The organism is Kribbella sp. NPDC056951 (genome assembly GCF_042674205.1).
GTDB lineage: Bacteria > Actinomycetota > Actinomycetes > Propionibacteriales > Kribbellaceae > Kribbella > Kribbella yunnanensis.
In genome coordinates this window covers 261,577-278,812 of record NZ_JBHUQZ010000002.1, presented here as the reverse complement: position 1 = coordinate 278,812, position 17,236 = coordinate 261,577, and the positions used below count along the sequence as shown (strand labels likewise).

Annotated in this window: 24 protein-coding genes; 14 read left to right on the top strand and 10 right to left on the bottom strand. The window is 66.6% G+C overall.

Annotated elements, in window-relative coordinates:
• The first annotated feature begins 191 nt into the window (after window positions 1-191).
• The 5 genes from pqqA (at window position 192) to pqqB (ending at window position 3,372) form a co-directional block, all read left to right on the top strand.
• On the top strand, window positions 192-290 hold the full coding sequence (gene pqqA, locus ACFTSF_RS08870) for a pyrroloquinoline quinone precursor peptide PqqA (protein ID WP_344147489.1): 99 nt from the start codon (window positions 192-194) through the stop codon (window positions 288-290).
• Window positions 291-510: 220 nt separating this feature from the next.
• On the top strand, window positions 511-1,191 hold the full coding sequence (gene pqqC / locus ACFTSF_RS08865) for a pyrroloquinoline-quinone synthase PqqC (RefSeq protein ID WP_380153301.1): 681 nt from the start codon (window positions 511-513) through the stop codon (window positions 1,189-1,191).
• Window positions 1,188-1,484: a pyrroloquinoline quinone biosynthesis peptide chaperone PqqD gene (gene pqqD / locus ACFTSF_RS08860; protein ID WP_380153300.1), complete on the top strand. Its 297-nt coding sequence runs from the start codon at window positions 1,188-1,190 to the stop codon at window positions 1,482-1,484. Before pqqC ends, pqqD begins: the two co-directional genes overlap by 4 nt.
• Window positions 1,481-2,566: a pyrroloquinoline quinone biosynthesis protein PqqE gene (gene pqqE / locus ACFTSF_RS08855; RefSeq protein ID WP_380153299.1), complete on the top strand. Its 1,086-nt coding sequence runs from the start codon at window positions 1,481-1,483 to the stop codon at window positions 2,564-2,566. The genes pqqD and pqqE overlap by 4 nt, the downstream gene beginning before the upstream one ends.
• Window positions 2,563-3,372, top strand: a complete 810-nt coding sequence (gene pqqB / locus ACFTSF_RS08850) for a pyrroloquinoline quinone biosynthesis protein PqqB (protein WP_380153298.1) — start codon at window positions 2,563-2,565, stop codon at window positions 3,370-3,372. The genes pqqE and pqqB overlap by 4 nt, the downstream gene beginning before the upstream one ends.
• On the opposite strand, the gene ACFTSF_RS08845 is transcribed toward pqqB, so the two are convergent.
• Both ACFTSF_RS08845 and ACFTSF_RS08840 read right to left on the bottom strand, forming a co-directional pair.
• Window positions 3,369-3,599, bottom strand: coding sequence for an HAD-IA family hydrolase (locus ACFTSF_RS08845; protein ID WP_380153297.1), 231 nt, complete (start codon window positions 3,597-3,599; stop codon window positions 3,369-3,371). The two genes, pqqB and ACFTSF_RS08845, sit on opposite strands and share 4 nt — an antisense overlap.
• Window positions 3,559-4,431, bottom strand: coding sequence for a hypothetical protein (locus tag ACFTSF_RS08840; protein WP_380153296.1), 873 nt, complete (start codon window positions 4,429-4,431; stop codon window positions 3,559-3,561). The genes ACFTSF_RS08845 and ACFTSF_RS08840 overlap by 41 nt, the downstream gene beginning before the upstream one ends.
• A 119-nt stretch (window positions 4,432-4,550) precedes the next feature.
• On the opposite strand from ACFTSF_RS08840, the gene ACFTSF_RS08835 reads away from it, so the two are divergent.
• Window positions 4,551-4,952 (top strand): cupin domain-containing protein, encoded by a 402-nt coding sequence (locus ACFTSF_RS08835; RefSeq protein WP_380153295.1) that lies wholly within the window; start codon window positions 4,551-4,553, stop codon window positions 4,950-4,952.
• A 102-nt stretch (window positions 4,953-5,054) separates the two neighbouring features.
• Entirely contained in the window at window positions 5,055-5,735 is a 681-nt protein-coding gene (locus ACFTSF_RS08830) for a VOC family protein (RefSeq protein ID WP_380153294.1), read from the top strand.
• Here ACFTSF_RS08830 and ACFTSF_RS08825 read toward each other — a convergent pair.
• Window positions 5,724-6,119: a VOC family protein gene (locus ACFTSF_RS08825; protein ID WP_344147462.1), complete on the bottom strand. Its 396-nt coding sequence runs from the start codon at window positions 6,117-6,119 to the stop codon at window positions 5,724-5,726. The two genes, ACFTSF_RS08830 and ACFTSF_RS08825, sit on opposite strands and share 12 nt — an antisense overlap.
• The gene (locus ACFTSF_RS08820; protein ID WP_344147459.1) at window positions 6,116-6,400 is read right to left on the bottom strand and encodes a metalloregulator ArsR/SmtB family transcription factor; all 285 of its coding nucleotides are present in this window, start codon (window positions 6,398-6,400) and stop codon (window positions 6,116-6,118) included. The genes ACFTSF_RS08825 and ACFTSF_RS08820 overlap by 4 nt, the downstream gene beginning before the upstream one ends.
• Before the next feature lie 68 nt (window positions 6,401-6,468).
• Here ACFTSF_RS08820 and ACFTSF_RS08815 point away from each other — a divergent pair, with 68 nt between their 5' ends.
• Both ACFTSF_RS08815 and ACFTSF_RS08810 read left to right on the top strand, forming a co-directional pair.
• A complete protein-coding gene (locus ACFTSF_RS08815) occupies window positions 6,469-7,767 on the top strand; it encodes an alpha/beta fold hydrolase (RefSeq protein ID WP_380153293.1) in 1,299 nt (432 codons plus the stop codon).
• Window positions 7,764-8,246: a hypothetical protein gene (locus ACFTSF_RS08810; RefSeq protein ID WP_380153292.1), complete on the top strand. Its 483-nt coding sequence runs from the start codon at window positions 7,764-7,766 to the stop codon at window positions 8,244-8,246. The genes ACFTSF_RS08815 and ACFTSF_RS08810 overlap by 4 nt, the downstream gene beginning before the upstream one ends.
• On the opposite strand, the gene ACFTSF_RS08805 is transcribed toward ACFTSF_RS08810, so the two are convergent.
• From ACFTSF_RS08805 to ACFTSF_RS08790, 4 genes are read right to left on the bottom strand one after another with little or no spacing between them, the layout of a single operon-like run.
• Entirely contained in the window at window positions 8,152-8,673 is a 522-nt protein-coding gene (locus ACFTSF_RS08805) for a pyridoxamine 5'-phosphate oxidase family protein (RefSeq protein ID WP_380153291.1), read from the bottom strand. The genes ACFTSF_RS08810 and ACFTSF_RS08805 overlap by 95 nt on opposite strands.
• A complete protein-coding gene (locus ACFTSF_RS08800) occupies window positions 8,660-11,020 on the bottom strand; it encodes an ATP-binding cassette domain-containing protein (RefSeq protein ID WP_380153290.1) in 2,361 nt (786 codons plus the stop codon). Before ACFTSF_RS08800 ends, ACFTSF_RS08805 begins: the two co-directional genes overlap by 14 nt.
• A 40-nt stretch (window positions 11,021-11,060) precedes the next feature.
• Window positions 11,061-11,471, bottom strand: coding sequence for a VOC family protein (locus tag ACFTSF_RS08795; RefSeq protein WP_380153289.1), 411 nt, complete (start codon window positions 11,469-11,471; stop codon window positions 11,061-11,063).
• Window positions 11,472-11,476: 5 nt separating this feature from the next.
• Complete coding sequence (locus ACFTSF_RS08790; RefSeq protein ID WP_380153288.1) at window positions 11,477-11,926, bottom strand: helix-turn-helix transcriptional regulator; 450 nt, start codon at window positions 11,924-11,926, stop codon at window positions 11,477-11,479.
• Between the two features lie 63 nt (window positions 11,927-11,989).
• Between ACFTSF_RS08790 and ACFTSF_RS08785 the strand changes: the two genes are divergently transcribed.
• From ACFTSF_RS08785 to ACFTSF_RS08765, 5 genes are all read left to right on the top strand, one after another.
• Window positions 11,990-12,712, top strand: coding sequence for a VOC family protein (locus ACFTSF_RS08785; protein WP_380153287.1), 723 nt, complete (start codon window positions 11,990-11,992; stop codon window positions 12,710-12,712).
• 2 nt (window positions 12,713-12,714) lie between these two features.
• Window positions 12,715-13,500, top strand: coding sequence for an alpha/beta fold hydrolase (locus ACFTSF_RS08780; protein WP_380153286.1), 786 nt, complete (start codon window positions 12,715-12,717; stop codon window positions 13,498-13,500).
• A gap of 5 nt (window positions 13,501-13,505) precedes the next feature.
• The gene (locus ACFTSF_RS08775) at window positions 13,506-14,009 is read left to right on the top strand and encodes an NUDIX hydrolase (RefSeq protein WP_380153285.1); all 504 of its coding nucleotides are present in this window, start codon (window positions 13,506-13,508) and stop codon (window positions 14,007-14,009) included.
• A gap of 10 nt (window positions 14,010-14,019) precedes the next feature.
• Window positions 14,020-14,460 (top strand): GNAT family N-acetyltransferase, encoded by a 441-nt coding sequence (locus tag ACFTSF_RS08770; RefSeq protein WP_380153284.1) that lies wholly within the window; start codon window positions 14,020-14,022, stop codon window positions 14,458-14,460.
• 105 nt (window positions 14,461-14,565) lie between these two features.
• Window positions 14,566-15,330, top strand: coding sequence for an SDR family NAD(P)-dependent oxidoreductase (locus ACFTSF_RS08765; RefSeq protein WP_380153283.1), 765 nt, complete (start codon window positions 14,566-14,568; stop codon window positions 15,328-15,330).
• On the opposite strand, the gene ACFTSF_RS08760 is transcribed toward ACFTSF_RS08765, so the two are convergent.
• Window positions 15,318-16,310 carry a small ribosomal subunit Rsm22 family protein gene (locus ACFTSF_RS08760; protein ID WP_380153282.1) on the bottom strand — a complete coding sequence of 331 codons (993 nt, stop codon included), beginning with the start codon at window positions 16,308-16,310 and terminating at the stop codon, window positions 15,318-15,320. The two genes, ACFTSF_RS08765 and ACFTSF_RS08760, sit on opposite strands and share 13 nt — an antisense overlap.
• 211 nt (window positions 16,311-16,521) lie before the next feature.
• Window positions 16,522-17,196, bottom strand: a complete 675-nt coding sequence (locus ACFTSF_RS08755) for a VOC family protein (protein WP_380153281.1) — start codon at window positions 17,194-17,196, stop codon at window positions 16,522-16,524.
• Window positions 17,197-17,236 lie beyond the last annotated feature (40 nt).

Here is a 17,236-nt window from a genome sequence, read left to right as displayed (position 1 = left end):
GGCTAGTTGAGGGGGCTGTGTGGGGACCACTTGTTTGTCGGGTTCGGACCCGGTCGGCGAGATCTGAAATGATCGAATCGCGGGCTACCTCTTGGAAAGCCTTCTCCTAGACTCTAGGGTGCGTATTCCCGGACCACTGGGACCGGGAATCGAGGACGGCGCCCCCCGCCACGATCGCAAGGAGAAAAACCATGGTCGAAAACACTGCCCGGGAAGAGTGGATCGCCCCGGATTTCACCGAGTTCGAGACCCCTACCGAGGTCACCGGATACGCCGGACGAGTGAACTGATCATCTAACTGATCACCCCCGTATCCCCTGTACAGCAAAGTGATCATCGGACTTCCGCCCCCGTCCGGTGAACAGCCCTGTCCGGGCCTGCGGCAACGGTCGCGGGCCGGGCAGGTGCGGTTGTACTGAGACTGCAATTCCCCTGAGTTCCATCCTGTGGGCGACATCTGGAAAATGTTCCATGAATCGCTTCGATGACTCGGGAGGTTCAATGCAGTCGATGAGCGTGGACGAATTCACCGGTGCACTCCGCGGTCTTTCCCATCGGTACTGGGGAACGCACCCGTTCCACCAGCGCATGCATGCCGGCGAACTCTCGCAGCCGGAGCTGCAGGTCTGGGCCGCGAACCGCTGGTACTACCAGAGCGCGATCCCGCGCAAGGACGCCGCGATCATCAGCAACTGCCCACTTCCCGAGGTACGCCGCCAATGGCTGCCGCGGATCGTCTACCACGACGGCACCGAGCCAGGCACCGGCGGCATGGAACGCTGGCTCCGCCTCTGCGAAGCGGTCGGCCTCAGCCGCGACGAGGTCCTCGACGAGCGTCACGTCGCGCCCGGCGCCCGCTTCGCCGTTGACGCGTACGTCGGGTTCGCGCGCGCCAAACCGTGGATCGAGGCAGTGGCCTCCGGGCTGACCGAGATGTTCTCCGGCCACCTGATGAAGGCACGGGTCGCCGACATGCTCGCGCAGTACGACTGGATCCGCCCCGACGACCTCGCCTATTTCACGAACCGGATCGACGCCGTCGCCGGCGAAGGCCAAGCCACCCTCGACCTGGTCGTCGAACACTGCCGCACCAGACCCGAGCAGGACGCCGCGATCGCCGCCCTTTCCTTCAAGTGCGACGTGCTCTGGTCGTTGCTCGACGCAATCGATCACGCGGCGAGCAAGAAATGACCACCCACCCCGAGAAAGCGCTCTCTGACGCAGCTCCGGATCCGCGGCCCCGGATCCGTCGCGGCGTGCGGCTGAGTCACGACGCGGTCCGCAACACGCCGGTGATCCTGCATCCCGAAGGCGTCCTGATCCCGAACGCGACCGCGACCGCGGTCCTCGAGCTGTGCGACGGAGAGCGCTCTCTGTCCGAGATCACGCGCCTCCTGAACGAGAAGTACGCCGCCGTCCGGCCGGAGCAGATTCGCAGCCTGCTCGACCGGCTCGCCGACAAACAGGTGGTGGAGTGGACGTGACGAATCCCAAGAACGCGGTTCCGCCGCTGAGCCTGACCGCCGAGCTCACCCACCGATGCCCTCTGCATTGCCCGTACTGCTCCAACCCCCTGGAACTGCTCGGCCGCGACAGAGAACTCGACACCGCCGCCTGGCGCGACATCCTCACCCAGGCGCACGAGATCGGCGTTCTCCAGGTGCACTTCTCCGGCGGGGAACCACTCGGCCGCCGGGATCTCGCCGACCTGATCGAGCACACCGCCGGCCTGGGCGCCTACGTCAACCTCGTCACCAGCGGCCTCGGTCTCACCGAAGCACGGCTCCAGAGCCTGGTCGATGCCGGACTCAACCATGTTCAACTCTCCGTTCAGGGAGCCGACGCGGTAACTGCCGACCGGATCGCCGGGACCCGCGCCCATCACCACAAGACGATCGCGGCCGACCTGGTTCGCCGTACTGGCCTCCCGTTGAGCGTCAACGTCGTACTGCATCGCGAGAACCACGATCAGCTGGCCGAGATCATCGCGTTCGCCGAGGAGCTCGGCGCGGATCGGCTCGAGCTGGCGAATACGCAGTACTACGGCTGGGCGCTGAGAAACCGCTCTCAGCTGATGCCGACCGCGGAGCAGCTCGCTGCGGCCGAGCCGATCGTCCAAGACGCTCTGGTTCGGCTCAAGGGCAAGATGCAGATCGTCTATGTGATCGCGGACTACCCGGAGAAGTACCCAAAGCCCTGCACCTACGGCTGGGGCGCGCGTCAGATCACCGTCGCTCCGGACGGCACGGTGCTGCCGTGTCCCGCCGCCGGCGCGATCACCACGCTGCAGCTCGAGAACGCCAGGGAGCGCTCTCTGGCCGAGATCTGGTACGACTCCAGCGCCTTCAACGCCTACCGCGGTGACGACTGGATGAGCGACACCTGCCGCACCTGCGACCGGCGCGAACTCGACTTCGGCGGTTGCCGCTGCCAGGCGTTCCTGCTCACGGGCGATGCGGCGGCCACCGACCCGGTCTGCCACAAGTCGCCGGATCGTGGTGTTGTCGACCTGATCCTGGCCGAGCCCCGGCGTACCGGCTTCGCGATGCGGAGCCCGAGCCGATGAAGGTGATCGTGCTCGGTACGGCGGCCGGTGGCGGCTTCCCGCAGTGGAACTGCGCCTGCCCGACCTGCCGAAACCCCGAACTGGAACCGCGTACTCAGGACGGCCTCGCGATCAGTGCCGACGGCAACAATTGGTACCTGGTGAACGCTTCCCCGGATCTCCGCGCGCAGATCCTCGCGACCCCCGAGCTACGCGCCGGCCCCGGCCTGCGCGACACACCGATCCGCGGCGTACTCCTCACCGACGCGGAACTCGACCACACCCTCGGACTGCTCCTCCTCCGCGAGGCGGAGACCCTTGCGATCCACGCTCCACCAGCGGTACTGAACGCGCTCTCCCGTTTCCGCGACATCACCGATCGCTACCACGCGTGGACCTGGTCCCCCGTCCCGGACGAGCTCGACGGCATCACCATCAAGACCCTGGCCGTCAGCGACAAGCGACCCCGGTACGCCGATGATCCCGCGCCCGGACCGTGGGTGGTCGCGTACCGGTTCGAGCACCATGGCGGTTCGTTCGTCTACGCCCCGTGCGTCGCCCAACTCCCCGACGGCTTCGAGCAGTTCGCGGCCGGAGCGACGTATGTCTTGCTGGACGGAACCTTCCACAGCGCCGACGAGATGCCCGGCCAAACCGTGATGGGTCACCTGCCGATCGCCACGACGATCGAGCACCTCGATCTGCCACTCGCGTTCACGCACCTGAACAACACGAACCCGGTGATCGACCCGAACTCACCCGAGCGCGCGGCCGTCGAGAAGCACGGGCACGTCATCCCCGACGACGGCACCCGCTGGGAGATCTAACCCGCGGACACTCCATGCTTCGCCAAGAGCTCGTGAAGCACGTCGTGTCCCTGCGCCAGATCCCATTGCTCAGCTAACATCCCGGCCGCCCGCGCGCCATCCACGTTGCGTGCGACGTCGTCGATGAACAGCACGCTCCCCAATTCAGCACCGATCCGCCGACCGGCTTCCACGAAGAACCCGGGATCAGGCTTGGCCACGCCCAGCTCGTGCGAATAGCAGCTCACGTCGAACAAACTCGTCGTACCCGAGACTCGTCCGCATGTACCCGCCGCGGTACTGCTCCTGGTTCGTGCCCAGGTGGACGCCGTACCCGTTCCGCCGTAGTCGCCGTACCACCTCGAGCGATTCCTCGACGACCACGATGTTCTTCCACACCGCGTCGTACACCTCACCCACCGGTACGCCGACCCCGAACTCCCGCAAGGTCGCCGCGAGGAGAGGCAGGTAGTCGCCCCGTCCGGCCAGCATCGGCAACTCGTCCTTCCAGGTCCGATGCAGAAACTCCCGAGAGCGCTCTCCGAGATAGGGCTCCATCGCCGAGTACCACCCACCAGGCAACTCTTGCAGCACCCCATCCGCGTCCAGCAACACATGCCGAACGGGAGACGCCGCCACCGCACGCTTCGAGCCCGGAGCCGACGGCGTGAGCGTGACACCCTCGGGCACCGGCGTCGGTAAACCGCGCTCGTACGGCACGACTCCGACCTGGAACTCGTCCTCGTAGACGATCGTGCCCGGGTCGTCGGACGTCACGCGATGGTGCGCAACGCCGTACGTGGTCAGGATTCTGCACACCTCGTCGACAAGTGCGTGCATGTCGGGGCGGAGCGGCACCTTGAACCAGGTGACCGCGCCGATGCTGTTGCCGTCGGCATAGAAGTCCGGGTTCGGCAGGTGCTCGATGAACCAGTCGTCGATATCGAGCCAGCGCGCTTCGTCGGCGGCGGACAGCCGGCCCGCTCGACGCAGATGGTCCACCGCGACGAGGGCTCCGACTTCGACGCCGAGGCGTCCGCGGTACTCCACCTGGATCCGAACGTACGGTCTGTCGTTCACCACGCTGATGATTCCGCACCCGGGCTGTGCCTGCAGCCGGATTAAAAGTGAGGAATCGTCACAAACACACCCATCGGCCTGTCTTGAGGGTGTAGGAGTCAACGATTGAGAGGACGGGTATGAGCGCAGGACAGTTGCCGCCTGGGATCGAGATCATCGAGACGCGGGCCGATGTCACACACTGGATTCCGGCTGGGGCGGAGGCCCGGAGTGTTCGGGTGACGTTGGGGCCGGGTGATCCGGGGGCGCCGCCGCATCGGCACCCGGGACCGTTGTTCGGGTATGTCACCGAAGGCGAGATTCTGTTCGAGCTGGAGGGACACGCACCGCGGATACTCAAGGCCGGCGATGCTCTGTTCGAGCCGGGTGGGGACGTGATCCACATCGAGGGTTCGAACAACCGGACCGACCAGCAGGCGCAGATCGTGCTGACGATGTTCGCCTTGCCCGGTACGCCGGTTCTGGTGCCGGTGAGCGCTGAAGAGTTGGCGGAACGCAAGCATCTGCGGGTGTCTCGGTAGGTCGGCGATGTCCCGCCCTGGAGCGTAATTCGGGTGCTCCGGGGCAGGGCGCCGGTCTAGGGTGCACGTAATGCGCCGACCGAGTGTTGGGATGTGAGACCGATGGGTGTTCGTCTGCAGGAACTCTCTTACGCAGCAAAGGATCCGGCCGGGCTGGCGCGGTTCTGGGCCGGGCTGCTCGAGTTCACGTTCGAAGACGACGCCGTACTGGCTCCTGCCGACGACCGGGCGTTCCGGCTCCGGTTCGTGGCGAGCGACCTGCCGAAGCTCGGGCCGAACCAGATGCACTTCGACGTGACGAGCAAGTCGCCCGAAGACCAGCAGCGCCAGGTCGACCGGACCCTCGAGCTCGGCGGTCAGCACCTCGACATCGGCCAGTCGGATGATGAGCCGCACGTCGTGATGGCTGATCCGGAAGGCAACGAGTTCTGTGTGATCGAGCCGACCAACAACTTCCTCGCCAACACCGCCGCGATCGGCGCACTGTCGTCGGACGGGAGCCAGGCGGTCGGCTACTTCTGGAGCAAGGCACTCGACTGGCCGCTCGTCTGGGACCAGGACGACGAGACCGCGATCCAAGCGCCGTACGGCGGGACCAAGATCGCCTGGGGTGGTTCGCCGGTGAGTCCGAAGCTGGGCGTCAATCGCCTTCAGCTCACGCTGGTGGCAGAAGGCGATCGTCAGGTCGAGGTCGACCGGCTCGTTGCCCTCGGCGCGACGCAGGGCGAGGGCGACACGCTCTTCGATCCCGACGGCAACGAGTTCGTCGTACTAGCCGGCTGACTTCGGCGAGACGATCTGCACGAGGTTCCCGCACGTGTCGTCGAGGACGGCCATCATCACGGTGCCGGCATCGGTCGGCGGCTGGGTGAACTCGACGCCGAGCGCGGTCAGGCGGGCGTGCTCGGCCTCGACGTCATCCACCGCGAACTGCACCAGCGGGATCCCGTCCTCGACCAGCGCGTCGCGGTAGGGCTTGACCGCGGGATGACCCGCCGGCTCGAGCAGCAGTTCGGCGCCATCCGGCGCCTCGGGTGACACGACAGTCAGCCACGAAGCGGCGCCGAGCGGGATGTCGTGCTTCTTCGTGAACCCGAGGACGTCGGTGTAGAACGCGAGCGCCGCCCGCTGATCGTCGACGAACACACTCACCAGGTTGATTCTCATTCTCCGGACCTCTCTCCGACCGGCCACCGCCGCGCGATCTCCGCGAGTGGCGCAGGATTGAAATAGTGGAACTTCGACCGTCCACGCTTCTCCGTCACGACCAGCCCCGCCGCCTCCAGCACCCCAAGATGCTGCGAGATCGCCTGCCGCGTCGACGACAACCCGTGCCGCGTCGTCAACGTCGAGCAGATCTCGAACAACGTCTGGCCGTCGCGTGCCGCCAGTTCGTCGAGAATCACCCGCCGCGTCTCGTCGTCCAACGCCCGGAACACCGTGGTCACAGCCCCCACTATAGGCAAGCAACCACTTGCCTATCAACTTTTGGCTCCGACCAGTCGTCAGGAGACAGGTGAGCACCCTCCGTACGACGACCTGGGGCGAAGGCGATCGCGTCGCCGTCCTCCTGCACGGGATGATGGGCTCGGCCCACCAGTTCTGGCGCCTCGGCCCAGCCCTCGCCGACCGCGGCTACCAAGCCATAGCCGTCGACCTCCCCGGCCACGGCAACTCCCCCGCCCTCCACGGCGACCTCACAACCTGGGCCGCCGCTCTCACGGAGTCCGTGCCGCCAGCCCCGGCCCTCGCCCTGGGGCACTCACTCGGCGGAGCGGTGCTAGCAGCCTCCCACCTCCGCCCAGCCCAAGCGGTGTACGTAGACATCCCACTAACCACGACCGCCGCGGAGCCGACGACCAACCTCACCGCAGCAACAGCCAGCCGCACAGCCGTTGACCTGACAGCCAAGTTCACCGCGGCACGAGCCGGCCGGACAATCGACGTACTGCGTCGGACCAAGCCGACCTGGTCCGATACCGACCGCGAAGTCGAAGCAGCAGCCGCCAAGCAGTTCGACATCCCCACCGCAGTCGCCCTCGAACTCGCCGACAACCACCTACAGACCCCAGCAACCGACACCCCATCGCTCGTCGTCCACGCCGACCCCAGCCGCTACGTCTCCGCAACCCGAGCCGAGGAGCTCCATTCACTCGGCTTGCAAGTCCGCGCAATTCCAGGCGCCGACCACTGCATCTGGTACTCCCACTTCGACGAATTCCTGTCCGCACTGGACTCCTTCGTCGCCAACGACAGACCGCCGTACCGTGTCTGCATGGATGTGGAGTTGCTGGTGGCCGCTTCAGCTGAGTTCGAGCGGGTGGTGGGCGAGCTACCGGAGGGGGTTTGGGGGTTGCCGACCCCGTGTGAGGTCGATGTACGCGAGCTCGTCGAGCATGTGGTTGAGGGGAACCGGTTTGCCGCTGCAGTGCTTACTGGAATGAGCGGCCGGGAGGCATTGGCGACGGCCCGAGCCCAGGATCTCGACCTGCACCAGTCAGCCACTCGGCAGATCGAGGCGTTCCGCACGGCGTCCGCCGACCAGGTTGTGCATCACCCCGGCGGCGACATCTCGGCCGAGGCGTTCCTCCGGTACCGGCTGGTCGATGTGGTCGTCCACGCGTGGGATCTGCTCCGGGCAGCAAGCCTGGACGAAACCCTCGACACCACCGTGACCGACCAGCTCTGGGCGCTCGTCGAACCGCGGTTAACCGAGATGCTCGCCTTCGGATCGTACGGCGATGGTCCGAGCGGCAAGGTCGCGTCCGACGCCCCGGCCCAGCGGCAACTGCTCGACGCGTTCGGCCGCCGATGATGTTCCTCTTCGCGCTCCTACTCGTCATCGCCGCCCTGTTCGTCGCCCTGTGGGGCCTCGGCAAGACGATCATCGGCCTGGTGAAGAGCCGCCCACGCGTCGTCTACCGCGGACTCGCGCTCATCACTGGATCCGTGGCCATCGGCGGCTACGCACTCGGCATCGCCCTGGTCGGCTTGGCACAGGGCGAGTCCGAGCACGGCGCCGAATCATCCCCCGCCCCGGCCTGCCGCCAAGCCGACCCGACCCGCGCCCCACACGTCATCGGACACGAGGCCGGCTACCTCCCCCTGCACTTCAACTGTGAGCTCGATGACGGTACGACGTACTCCGCCCACGTCGTACCGAGCGGCCTCACGCCCGTCGTACTGATCGCCGCCGCGGCTACCGCTGGTCTGGCGACGGCCGCCAAGTCTGGCGGGGTGCGTGGCCCGTCCGGCGGAGCCAATGATCGGTATAAAGGATCCGCGACGGCGTGATCACCGTCAGCGGATCCGACGGCGGCTCATCCACCGACCGCCCGCGTTCGGCATAGTCGGACTGCCACCGAAACGCCTCCCAATACTCCCCAGCATCACCCGGCGCCAGCGTCCGCGCAGTCCCGAACAACTGCGCACCCCGGCTCGACGCCAAACCGACATACGGTACGACGATCCCCGCCGACACCCGTGGATCGCGGCGCAGGTTCCGCGACTTCACCGACGCGTCCCACGAGGTGTAGAAGATCTCGAAACCCGAGCTGTAGTAGCGCACCGGAGTAGCCGACGGGGACCCGTCACGGTTCACCGTCGCCACCACCGCAAGGTTCTGCGTCGACAACAGGTTGAGGATCCGCTCCTCCAGCACCTCCCGCGACAGCACGCCGTCGGGAGTCGGACCCGCCAACCAGGGATTAGTGAGCGGCAACGTACTCCTTCAAGTGCTTCCCGGTCAGCGTCTTCGCCGCCTTCACCAGCGCGGCCGGCGTCCCTTCGAACACGACCTTCCCACCATCGTGACCAGCACCCGGACCAAGGTCGATGATCCAGTCGGCGTGAGCCATCACGGCCTGGTGGTGCTCGATCACGATCACCGACTTGCCGGAGTCGACCAGGCGGTCGAGCAGCCCGAGCAGGTTGTCGACGTCAGCCAAATGCAGACCGGTCGTCGGCTCGTCGAGGATGTAGACGTCGCCCTTGTCGGCCATCTGCGTCGCCAGCTTCAACCGCTGCCGCTCACCACCGGACAGCGTCGTCAGCGGCTGCCCGACCTTCAGGTAGCCCAGCCCGACATCGTCCAGCCGATCCAGGATCTTGTGCGCCGCCGGTACCTTCGCCGGACCGTCCGCGAAGAACTCGACCGCCTCGGTCACCGGCATCTCCAGTACGTCGGAGATGTTCCGCCCACCGAGCTTGTACTCGAGCACCGACGCCTGGAACCGCTTGCCCTCGCATTCCTCACACGTCGACTCGACCGTCGCCATCACGCCGAGCTCGGTGTAGATCACTCCGGCCCCGTTGCACGCCGGGCACGCGCCCTCGGAGTTCGCGCTGAACAGCGCCGGCTTGACGCCGTTCTCCTTCGCGAACGCCTTCCGGATCGGCTCGAGCATCCCCGTGTACGTCGCCGGGTTGCTCCGCCGCGATCCTCTGATCGCCGTCTGGTCGACGGTCACCACGCCGTCCCGGTCCGCGATCGACCCGTGGATCAGCGAGCTCTTCCCGGACCCGGCAACCCCGGTCACGACGGCAAGAACCCCGAGCGGTACGTCGACATCGACGTTCTGCAGGTTGTTCGTATCCGCGCCGCGCACCTCCAGTACGCCGTTCGCCGTCCGCACCTCGGTCTTGACCGCGGCGCGGTCGTCGAGGTGCCGCCCGGTCAGCGTGTCACTCGTGCGCAGCTTGTCGACCGTGCCCTCGAACACGACCTCGCCGCCCTCGCTCCCGGCCGCCGGGCCGAGGTCGATGACGTGGTCGGCGATCGCGATCATCTCCGGCTTGTGCTCGACGACCAGGACGGTGTTGCCCTTGTCGCGCAATTGCAGGAGCAGTTCGTTCATCCGCTGGATGTCGTGCGGGTGCAGGCCGATCGACGGCTCATCGAAGACGTACGTGACATCGGTCAGCGACGACCCGAGGTGCCGGATCATCTTCGTCCGCTGCGCCTCACCACCGGACAGCGTGCCGGCCGGCCGATCCAGTGACAGATACCCGAGCCCGATCGACACGAACGAGTCGAGCGTGTCGCCCAGCGCGTTCAGCAGCGGCGCGTACGACGGCGCTTTCAGCTTGCGGATCCAGTCGGCCAGGTCGCTGATCTGCATCGAGCACAGGTCGGCGATGTTCTTCCCGTTGATCTTCGAGGCCAGCGCGTCCTGGCTGAGCCGCGTACCACCGCAGTCCGGGCAGGTCGTGAACGTCACCGCCCGCTCCACGAACGCCCGGATGTGCGGCTGCATGGCGTCGACGTCCTTGCTCAGGAACGACTTCTGGATCTGCGGGATGATCCCGGTGTAGGTGAGGTTGATCCCCTCGACCTTGATCTTGGTCGGCTCCCGGTGCAGCAGGTCGTGCAGTTCCTTCTTGGTGTACTTCTTGATCGGCTTGTCCGGGTTGAAGTACCCGGCGCCGCGGAAGATCCGCCCGTACCAGCCCTCCATGCTGTACCCCGGGATGGTCAGCGCACCCTCGTTCAGCGACTTCTCCGCGTCGTACAGGGCGGTCAGGTCGAAGTCGGTGACCGAGCCCATCCCCTCACAACGCGCGCACATCCCGCCTGCGTACACGGCCTCGCGGACAACCTGCTTCGACCCGGCGCCCTTCTCGCTCACCATCGCGCCGGTCGCGATCCGTCGCGGCACGTTGAACGAGTACGCCGTCGGCGGACCCGCGTGCGGTTTCGCGAGCCGGCTGAACAGGATCCGCAACATCGCGTTCGCGTCGGTCGCCGTACCGACCGTGGAGCGCGGGTTCGCACCCATCCGCTCCTGGTCGACGATGATCGCGGTGGTCAGCCCGTCCAGTACGTCGACGTCCGGGCGGGACTGGTTGGCCATGAACCCCTGGAGGAACGCGCTGTACGTCTCGTTGATGAGGCGCTGTGACTCCGCGGCGATCGTGCTGAAGACCAGTGAGCTCTTACCCGAGCCCGACACCCCGGTGAACGCCGTCAGCCGGCGCTTCGGGATCTCGACACTGATGTCCTTCAGGTTGTTCTCGCGGGCGCCGACGACCCGGATCAGATCGTGGCTGTCGGCAACATGCTCGGTCATTCGCGGTTCTCCAGGTCAGTGCCGTCTCAGGCGGGGGGTCTCAGGCCTGCTGATTGATGCGGATGTGGTTACCCGCCGGGTCACGGAACGCGGCGTCGCGCACGCCGTACGGCTGGTCGGTCGGCTCCTGGACGACTTCGGCGCCCCCGGCAACCATCTTCTCGAACGTCTCGTCGAGGTTCGGGCTGGACAGCACGAGGGTGGCGAAGGTGCCCTTGGCCATCATCTCGGTGATGGTCTTGCGCTCGTCCTCGGTGATCCCGGGGTCGGCGAACGGCGGGTGCAGGACGACCGAGGTGTCCGGCTGACCGGCCGGCCCTACGGTGATCCACCGCATCGCGCCGCCGCCGACGTCCATCCGGATCTCGAAGCCGAGCAGGTCCCGGAAGAAGGCCGCGGAGGCGTCCGGGTCGGTGTGTGGAAGGAAGCTGTGCTGAATCTTGATGTCCATGTCGATCACAGTAGGTGGGGTGCAGCTTGGTCTGCTTCTTGATTCCTGATCGGTCTGGTCACGCGTTTGGCAACACACGACGGCAACCCCGCCGCGGCCGCGCTGACCTCCCGTTTGTAGGCGCTCGGCGACATCCCGACCAGCTCGGTGAACCGGGTACTGAACGTCCCGAGCGACGAACCGCCGACCGCGAAACACACGTCGGTCACGCTCATCTCCCCGTGCCGCAGCAACGCCATCGCCCGCTCGACCCGCCGCGTCATCAAGTAGCTGTACGGCGACTCCCCGTACGCGCGCTTGAACTCCCGGCTCAGGTGTCCCGACGACATCCCCGCTCCCCGCGCCAGCGCGTCGACATCCAGCGGCTGCGCGTACTCCCGGTCGATCCGGTCCCGCACGCGCCGTAGCCGGACCAGGTCCTCCAGCCTCTGCTCCTCAGCACTTTTCCCCGCCATACCGAGATCCTGTCACGGCCGACGGCTGCTGCGGAACCACCTCGATCTGGCAGGGTGGGCGGCATGGCTATCCAGGAACTGCGATTCCGGGCGGCACACCTGCGCGCCGTACTGAGCGGTGCCAAGCGGATCACGATGCGCTTCCAGGACCCTGTCGAGGTCGGACCGGCGGTGCTGGTGTTCGAATCGGAGCCGGAGGTCCGGTTGCCGGGGGTGATCACCTCGGTCCTGGCGAAGACCGTCGCGACGGTGAGTGACGACGAGGCTCGCGAAGACGGCTTCCCCGGGGCGGACGCCGTACTGGCTGGGCTGCGTGACTACTACCCGGCGCTCGAACCGGACGACGAGTTGGTGATCGTCCGCTTCGACATCAAGAAGGTGACGCGTCCGCAGCGCATGCACACTGCGCTGGACGCTGAGGACGCCCGAGGGCTCGCGGAGTTCTATCGGCAGCTGATGGGTCTGCAGTACCGGCCGGGCGACGAACCGCCTACGGCGGATGACGACAGCTGGCTCGTACTTGTCGACGCCGACGGCCGGCGGCAACTCGCCGTACAGCGCGCAGACGTGGTCCCGCGGTCCACCTGGCCGTCGCCCGAGATTCCGATGCAGATGCACCTCGACTTCGCCGTACCGACGGCCGAGGCGCTGGAGCTGCACCGGCTGCACGCGGAGCAGCTCGGAGCGCGGGTCTTGCTGGACCGGACCCAGGTAGGGTCCGAACCGTTGTATGTGCTGGCCGATCCGGCCGGACATCCGTTCTGTCTTCTGGTGGGGGTGCTGTGAGCATGGAAACGGGATATGCAGACGTCAACGGGTTGCACCTGTACTACGAGATCCACGGCTCAGGCGGTACGCCACTTCTGCTGCTGCACGGTGGATTGTTCAACATCGACCTGCAGTTCGGCCCACTGCTGCCGGGGCTGTCCGAGGGCCGCCAGGTCATCGCGATGGACTTCCAGGCGCACGGGCGGACGAACGACATCGACCGACCCCTCGGTACGGCGGCTCTCGCGTCCGACGTGGTCGGCCTGCTGCGGGAACTCGGCGTACCGCAGGTGGATCTGTTCGGGTTCAGTGTCGGTGGAGCGGTTGCGCTGGAGCTTGCGATCAAGCATCCGGAGTTGGTGCGCAAGGCGGTGATCTCGTCGACGTCGTTCCGCCCCGACGGCATGCGGCCGGAGAACGCGGCGGTCGGCGAGATGAAGGTCGAGATGATCGCGGGTACGCCGATGGAGTCGGAGTACCTGGCCAAGTCGCCGCACCCGGATCACGAGCATCTGCAGGAACTGCTGAACAAACTCGGCGCGTTCATCGGCGATGTCGACGGCTGGTCCGACGAGGAGATCCGCGGGATCGCGGCCCCGACGCTGATGACGGCCGGGGACTGTGACGCGATGAAGCTCGAGCACGTCGTCCGCTTCCAGCAGTTGCGCGGTGGCGACGTCAATGGGGACTTCATCGGCGTACCGAAGTCGCAGCTGGCCGTGTTCCCCGGCACCACGCACTTCAACGGTCTGGGGCGGACGACGCTGGTGCTCGACACCGTGATCACGTTCCTCGACGCCGACTGACCGCTTTGTCTGCCCGCCCGATCGACCTGCCGCTGCGCCTCACGGCGTTCAGCTGCGCTGTTGACGCGGCCGGGCGACTGCTGATGGTTCGGCACGAACGGCTGGGCGTTGTTCGCTGGGAGATCCCGGGCGGTCACGTTGAGCCCGGCGAGTCGGCAGCCGAAGCCGCGATGCGCGAGACGGTCGAGGAGACCGGCGTACTGGTCACGCCTGGGCGCATCGTCGCCGACTGCGTGCATCGCTGGCGGGGTCGTGGTGTGGGGATCGTGTACTTCGAGGCTGTGCCGCAGCCGTCCGCGGAGTTGCGTACGACGGATTCTCGGATCAAGGAGGTTGCGTGGATTGATCCGGCTGACCTTGTTCCCGAAGACACCTCGGCGCTGGGCTGGCCGGTGATCCAGCATGTTGCTGCGGGCAACCGTTCTGTCCTGCATCTGAGCGCGTCGCACCATCGCACGGCGGCCGGTTGGGAGCCGCTCATCCTCTCGAGTCGACTCTGCGCTGAGTAGGCTCAGGCCCATGTTTCGTGAGGCTGGGGCAGCGGACTTCGCTCGGGTCATGCAGCTCTATCGGGAGCTGCATCCGGGCGACCCGATCGTTGCGGATGAACGCGCGCAGGCGGTGTACGACGAGATCCTGGCGACGCCCGGGATGCGTCTGTTCCTGCTCGAGGACGACGGTGTCGCGATCGCCTCCACCTACCTCAACATCATCCCGAACCTCACGCGCGGAGCAGCGCCGTACGGCGTCGTGGAGAACGTGATCGTGGCCGCGGCGCGCCGCGGGACCGGGGTCGGCAAGGCGGTGATGGCCGGCACGCTGCAGGCCGCCTGGGATGCCGGTTGCTACAAGGTGATGCTGCTGACCGGCTCCAAGCGGGAGTCGACCCATGCCTACTACCGGGCTTGCGGGTTCGTCGCGGACGAGAAGACGGGATTCGTCGCGCGCCGACCCTCCTGACAGGATCGTGCAAAGGCCGGCGAGCATTGGTCTACGGAAACACCTGTCCCACAACGTTCACTGGAGTGGTAACCAACCACGACGTTGTAGGAGATAGGCGCAATCATGCAAATCGCAGTCATCACCGGTGGAAGCTCCGGGATCGGTCAGGCCGCCGCCTTCGAGCTCGCCAAGCGCGGTATCGGCGTCATCCTCACCTACCACGGCAGCCCCGACCGCGGTCTGGAGACAGCGGATCGGATCGAGAAAGACGGCGGTACGGCGATCGCCCTGCCCCTGGACGTGAGTAACCAGAGAGCGCTCTCCGGTTTCCGGAACGCGATCTCGGCCGCACTGCAGGACCGCTGGGGACGCGACACGTTCGACTTTCTGGTCAACAACGCCGGGGTCGGCCAGCCGCCAGTCCCGTTCGAGGAGACCACCGAGCAACTGTTCGACCAGATGATCGGCGTGCACCTGAAAGGCCCGTACTTCCTAACCCAGGCGCTGCTCCCCCTGATCGCCGACAACGGATCCGTCGTGTTCACCACCAGCTCCGCAGGCCTGCTCACCTCGCGGCCGTCCAGCGGCTACTCGGTCTACGGCAGCGTCAAGGGCGCCCAGATCGTCCTGACCCGCTACCTCGCGAAGGAACTGAGTGCCCGCGGCATCCGTGTGAACGCCGTCGCCCCCGGCGTCACCCGAACCCGCCTAGGCGGCGACGCCTTCGCCCAGCACCCCGAGCTCATCCCACCGATCGCCGACAACACCGCCCTCGGCCGCATCGGCGAGTCCGAAGACGTAGCCGCCGCAATCACCTACCTCCTCTCCCCCGAAGCCCGCTGGATCACCGCCCAAACCGTCGAAGCCTCAGGCGGCTACGACCTCTGAGCCGGCCAGGACGCTCCCTGCACGACGGCTCGGGCCGCCGGGTACGCCGGGCTCGACTTGGGGATCCGGGCCTGGGTGCGCTGGGCGTCCGCCGTACACAAGGTGAGCAGCACCTGGTTCTTCGGGCGGGCCGGCGGTGTGAGGACACGGGCGGGCGCGGGCCTTGCCGGTCTCCGGGTCGCGACCAGGTAGCTGAACTTCTCGTCTTCGTAGTTGCGGATGCCGTCCTTAAGCCGCCGATGCAGTTCGGTGCGCGGCAGCCGTACGGCGAAGTGGCACCAATCGCGGTCGACCAGCGGGCAGCCGAGCTGATGTGGACAGGGAGCGGCGATCGTAAGCCCCAGGCCGATCAGCTGGTCGCGGGCCTCGAGGATGTGGCGGTAGCCGCGTGGCGTGCCGGGTTCGACCAGCACGATCGTGTCGGTCGAGGCTGCTGCCGCGGCAATCACATGCTGACGAGTCGGTGGCGTCAGTTCGTTGAGGACGTACGCAACCGTCGCGAGGTCCACTGGAGTTGCCGACGACCAGCCGCGGAGATCGGCCGGTTGCCAGTCGCGCAGATCGCCTGACGACCATTGCGGCGGCGGACTCCAGAGCGTGTCTGCGACCAGCCGACGACCCAGTGCGATCGCGGCCGGTTGGCGTTCGACGATCTGGGTCTTGATACCCGGCCAGATCGAGGTCGCGGCCCAGGCAGCAGCGCCGGTTCCACCACCAAGGTCGAGGTGCGTGCCGGCGGCACCGACATGGAGGTCGGCGGCTCTCAGCGCAGCCTGGATCGCCCGGTACGTCGCGGGCATCCGGACTACGGCGTACGCGAGGCAGTCGAGGTTGTCCCGCAGACCGGGTGATGCGTCGGCGACGGCCGCGTCGCGGTAGCGGGCGGACAATTCACTAGCGCGCGTGCGGAGAACGTCGTACTTGACGCCGTTGAGCGCGCGCAGGAGGACAGCATGCAGTTGGGTGTCCACGGAGGACATGAGGAAGCTCCGGTTCGGCTGGTACGGGGTGCGCAGAGCGCACAGGACCCGCGGCGAACGCCGCGACGTACCAACCGGTCCGGTAGATCAGCAGGAGGAGTTGGCACGCAACCGGATAGCCATGCAAGCCATTACGCACCTCCTTGGTGCCGCATTCAGAAGCGGCTCTCGCTCAAACAGTAGCTAGTTCCTGCGTCGTCCGCCCACTCATTTAACGGCCCTTGATCGTGCAGATACAGGCGCGGTTGCCCTGAGCGTCGGCAATCACGGTGAAGGACGGATTCTCGTCGGACACGAGAGTGCCACCGGCGGCGAGCGCAGCCTCGATACGGGCTGGAGCCTGTGCGACGGGCAGCCAGATGTCGAAGTGGAAGCGCTGACGCGGAGTCTCGTGCGCGGTCGTCTTCTGAAACCAGATGGCCGGCGTCCGTCCGGTCGGGTCGACGACCTCGGGATGGTCATAGTTCGCCGGGTCACCAGTAAGCAGCGCGGACCAGAACGGGCCGATCTCCGCAGCGTCTGCGGTGTCCAGGCCAAGCTCCACCACGCAGAGCCCGTCCAGATCAGCCTTCAAACCACGCGCCGCGGCCAACGCACTGATCTCCCGCGCGAGGTCGAGGTCGAGCTGCGTCACAGACGACCAGGTGAACTCGGTCCCATCCTTCTGCCGATACACCGAGCCCGGCGTGAGCAGCTTCAGATCCACGAACGACGACGTCACCCGCACGTCCGGGTCGTGGCCGTCCGCAATCTCCCCCACCGCCTGCGCAAACGCCACACCGTCCGCGAACGACCCGACCAAGAACCGCGCATGCAACGCCGACGCAAGCTTGCTCCAGTCCGCCAACCCGGCATCCTGGATCGCCTGCACGCTCAACACGTCCATTTCCCGCTCCCAACATTCTGCTTACGAGCAGGCTAGAACC

What these genes read in the sequence shown, in the direction of transcription:
- ACFTSF_RS08830 (WP_380153294.1), top strand. Translation starts at nt 5,055, where the DNA reads ATGGGTGTTCGTCTGCAGGAACTCTCTTACGCAGCAAAGGATCCGGCC.
- pqqA (WP_344147489.1), top strand. Translation starts at nt 192, where the DNA reads ATGGTCGAAAACACTGCCCGGGAAGAGTGGATCGCCCCGGATTTCACC.
- ACFTSF_RS08790 (WP_380153288.1), bottom strand. Translation starts at nt 11,926, where the DNA reads ATGGCGGGGAAAAGTGCTGAGGAGCAGAGGCTGGAGGACCTGGTCCGG.
- ACFTSF_RS08785 (WP_380153287.1), top strand. Translation starts at nt 11,990, where the DNA reads ATGGCTATCCAGGAACTGCGATTCCGGGCGGCACACCTGCGCGCCGTA.
- pqqD (WP_380153300.1), top strand. Translation starts at nt 1,188, where the DNA reads ATGACCACCCACCCCGAGAAAGCGCTCTCTGACGCAGCTCCGGATCCG.
- pqqB (WP_380153298.1), top strand. Translation starts at nt 2,563, where the DNA reads ATGAAGGTGATCGTGCTCGGTACGGCGGCCGGTGGCGGCTTCCCGCAG.
- ACFTSF_RS08755 (WP_380153281.1), bottom strand. Translation starts at nt 17,196, where the DNA reads ATGGACGTGTTGAGCGTGCAGGCGATCCAGGATGCCGGGTTGGCGGAC.
- ACFTSF_RS08810 (WP_380153292.1), top strand. Translation starts at nt 7,764, where the DNA reads ATGATGTTCCTCTTCGCGCTCCTACTCGTCATCGCCGCCCTGTTCGTC.
- ACFTSF_RS08800 (WP_380153290.1), bottom strand. Translation starts at nt 11,020, where the DNA reads ATGACCGAGCATGTTGCCGACAGCCACGATCTGATCCGGGTCGTCGGC.
- ACFTSF_RS08795 (WP_380153289.1), bottom strand. Translation starts at nt 11,471, where the DNA reads ATGGACATCAAGATTCAGCACAGCTTCCTTCCACACACCGACCCGGAC.
- ACFTSF_RS08780 (WP_380153286.1), top strand. Translation starts at nt 12,715, where the DNA reads ATGGAAACGGGATATGCAGACGTCAACGGGTTGCACCTGTACTACGAG.
- ACFTSF_RS08760 (WP_380153282.1), bottom strand. Translation starts at nt 16,310, where the DNA reads ATGTCCTCCGTGGACACCCAACTGCATGCTGTCCTCCTGCGCGCGCTC.
- ACFTSF_RS08770 (WP_380153284.1), top strand. Translation starts at nt 14,020, where the DNA reads ATGTTTCGTGAGGCTGGGGCAGCGGACTTCGCTCGGGTCATGCAGCTC.
- pqqC (WP_380153301.1), top strand. Translation starts at nt 511, where the DNA reads ATGAGCGTGGACGAATTCACCGGTGCACTCCGCGGTCTTTCCCATCGG.
- ACFTSF_RS08825 (WP_344147462.1), bottom strand. Translation starts at nt 6,119, where the DNA reads ATGAGAATCAACCTGGTGAGTGTGTTCGTCGACGATCAGCGGGCGGCG.
- ACFTSF_RS08835 (WP_380153295.1), top strand. Translation starts at nt 4,551, where the DNA reads ATGAGCGCAGGACAGTTGCCGCCTGGGATCGAGATCATCGAGACGCGG.
- ACFTSF_RS08765 (WP_380153283.1), top strand. Translation starts at nt 14,566, where the DNA reads ATGCAAATCGCAGTCATCACCGGTGGAAGCTCCGGGATCGGTCAGGCC.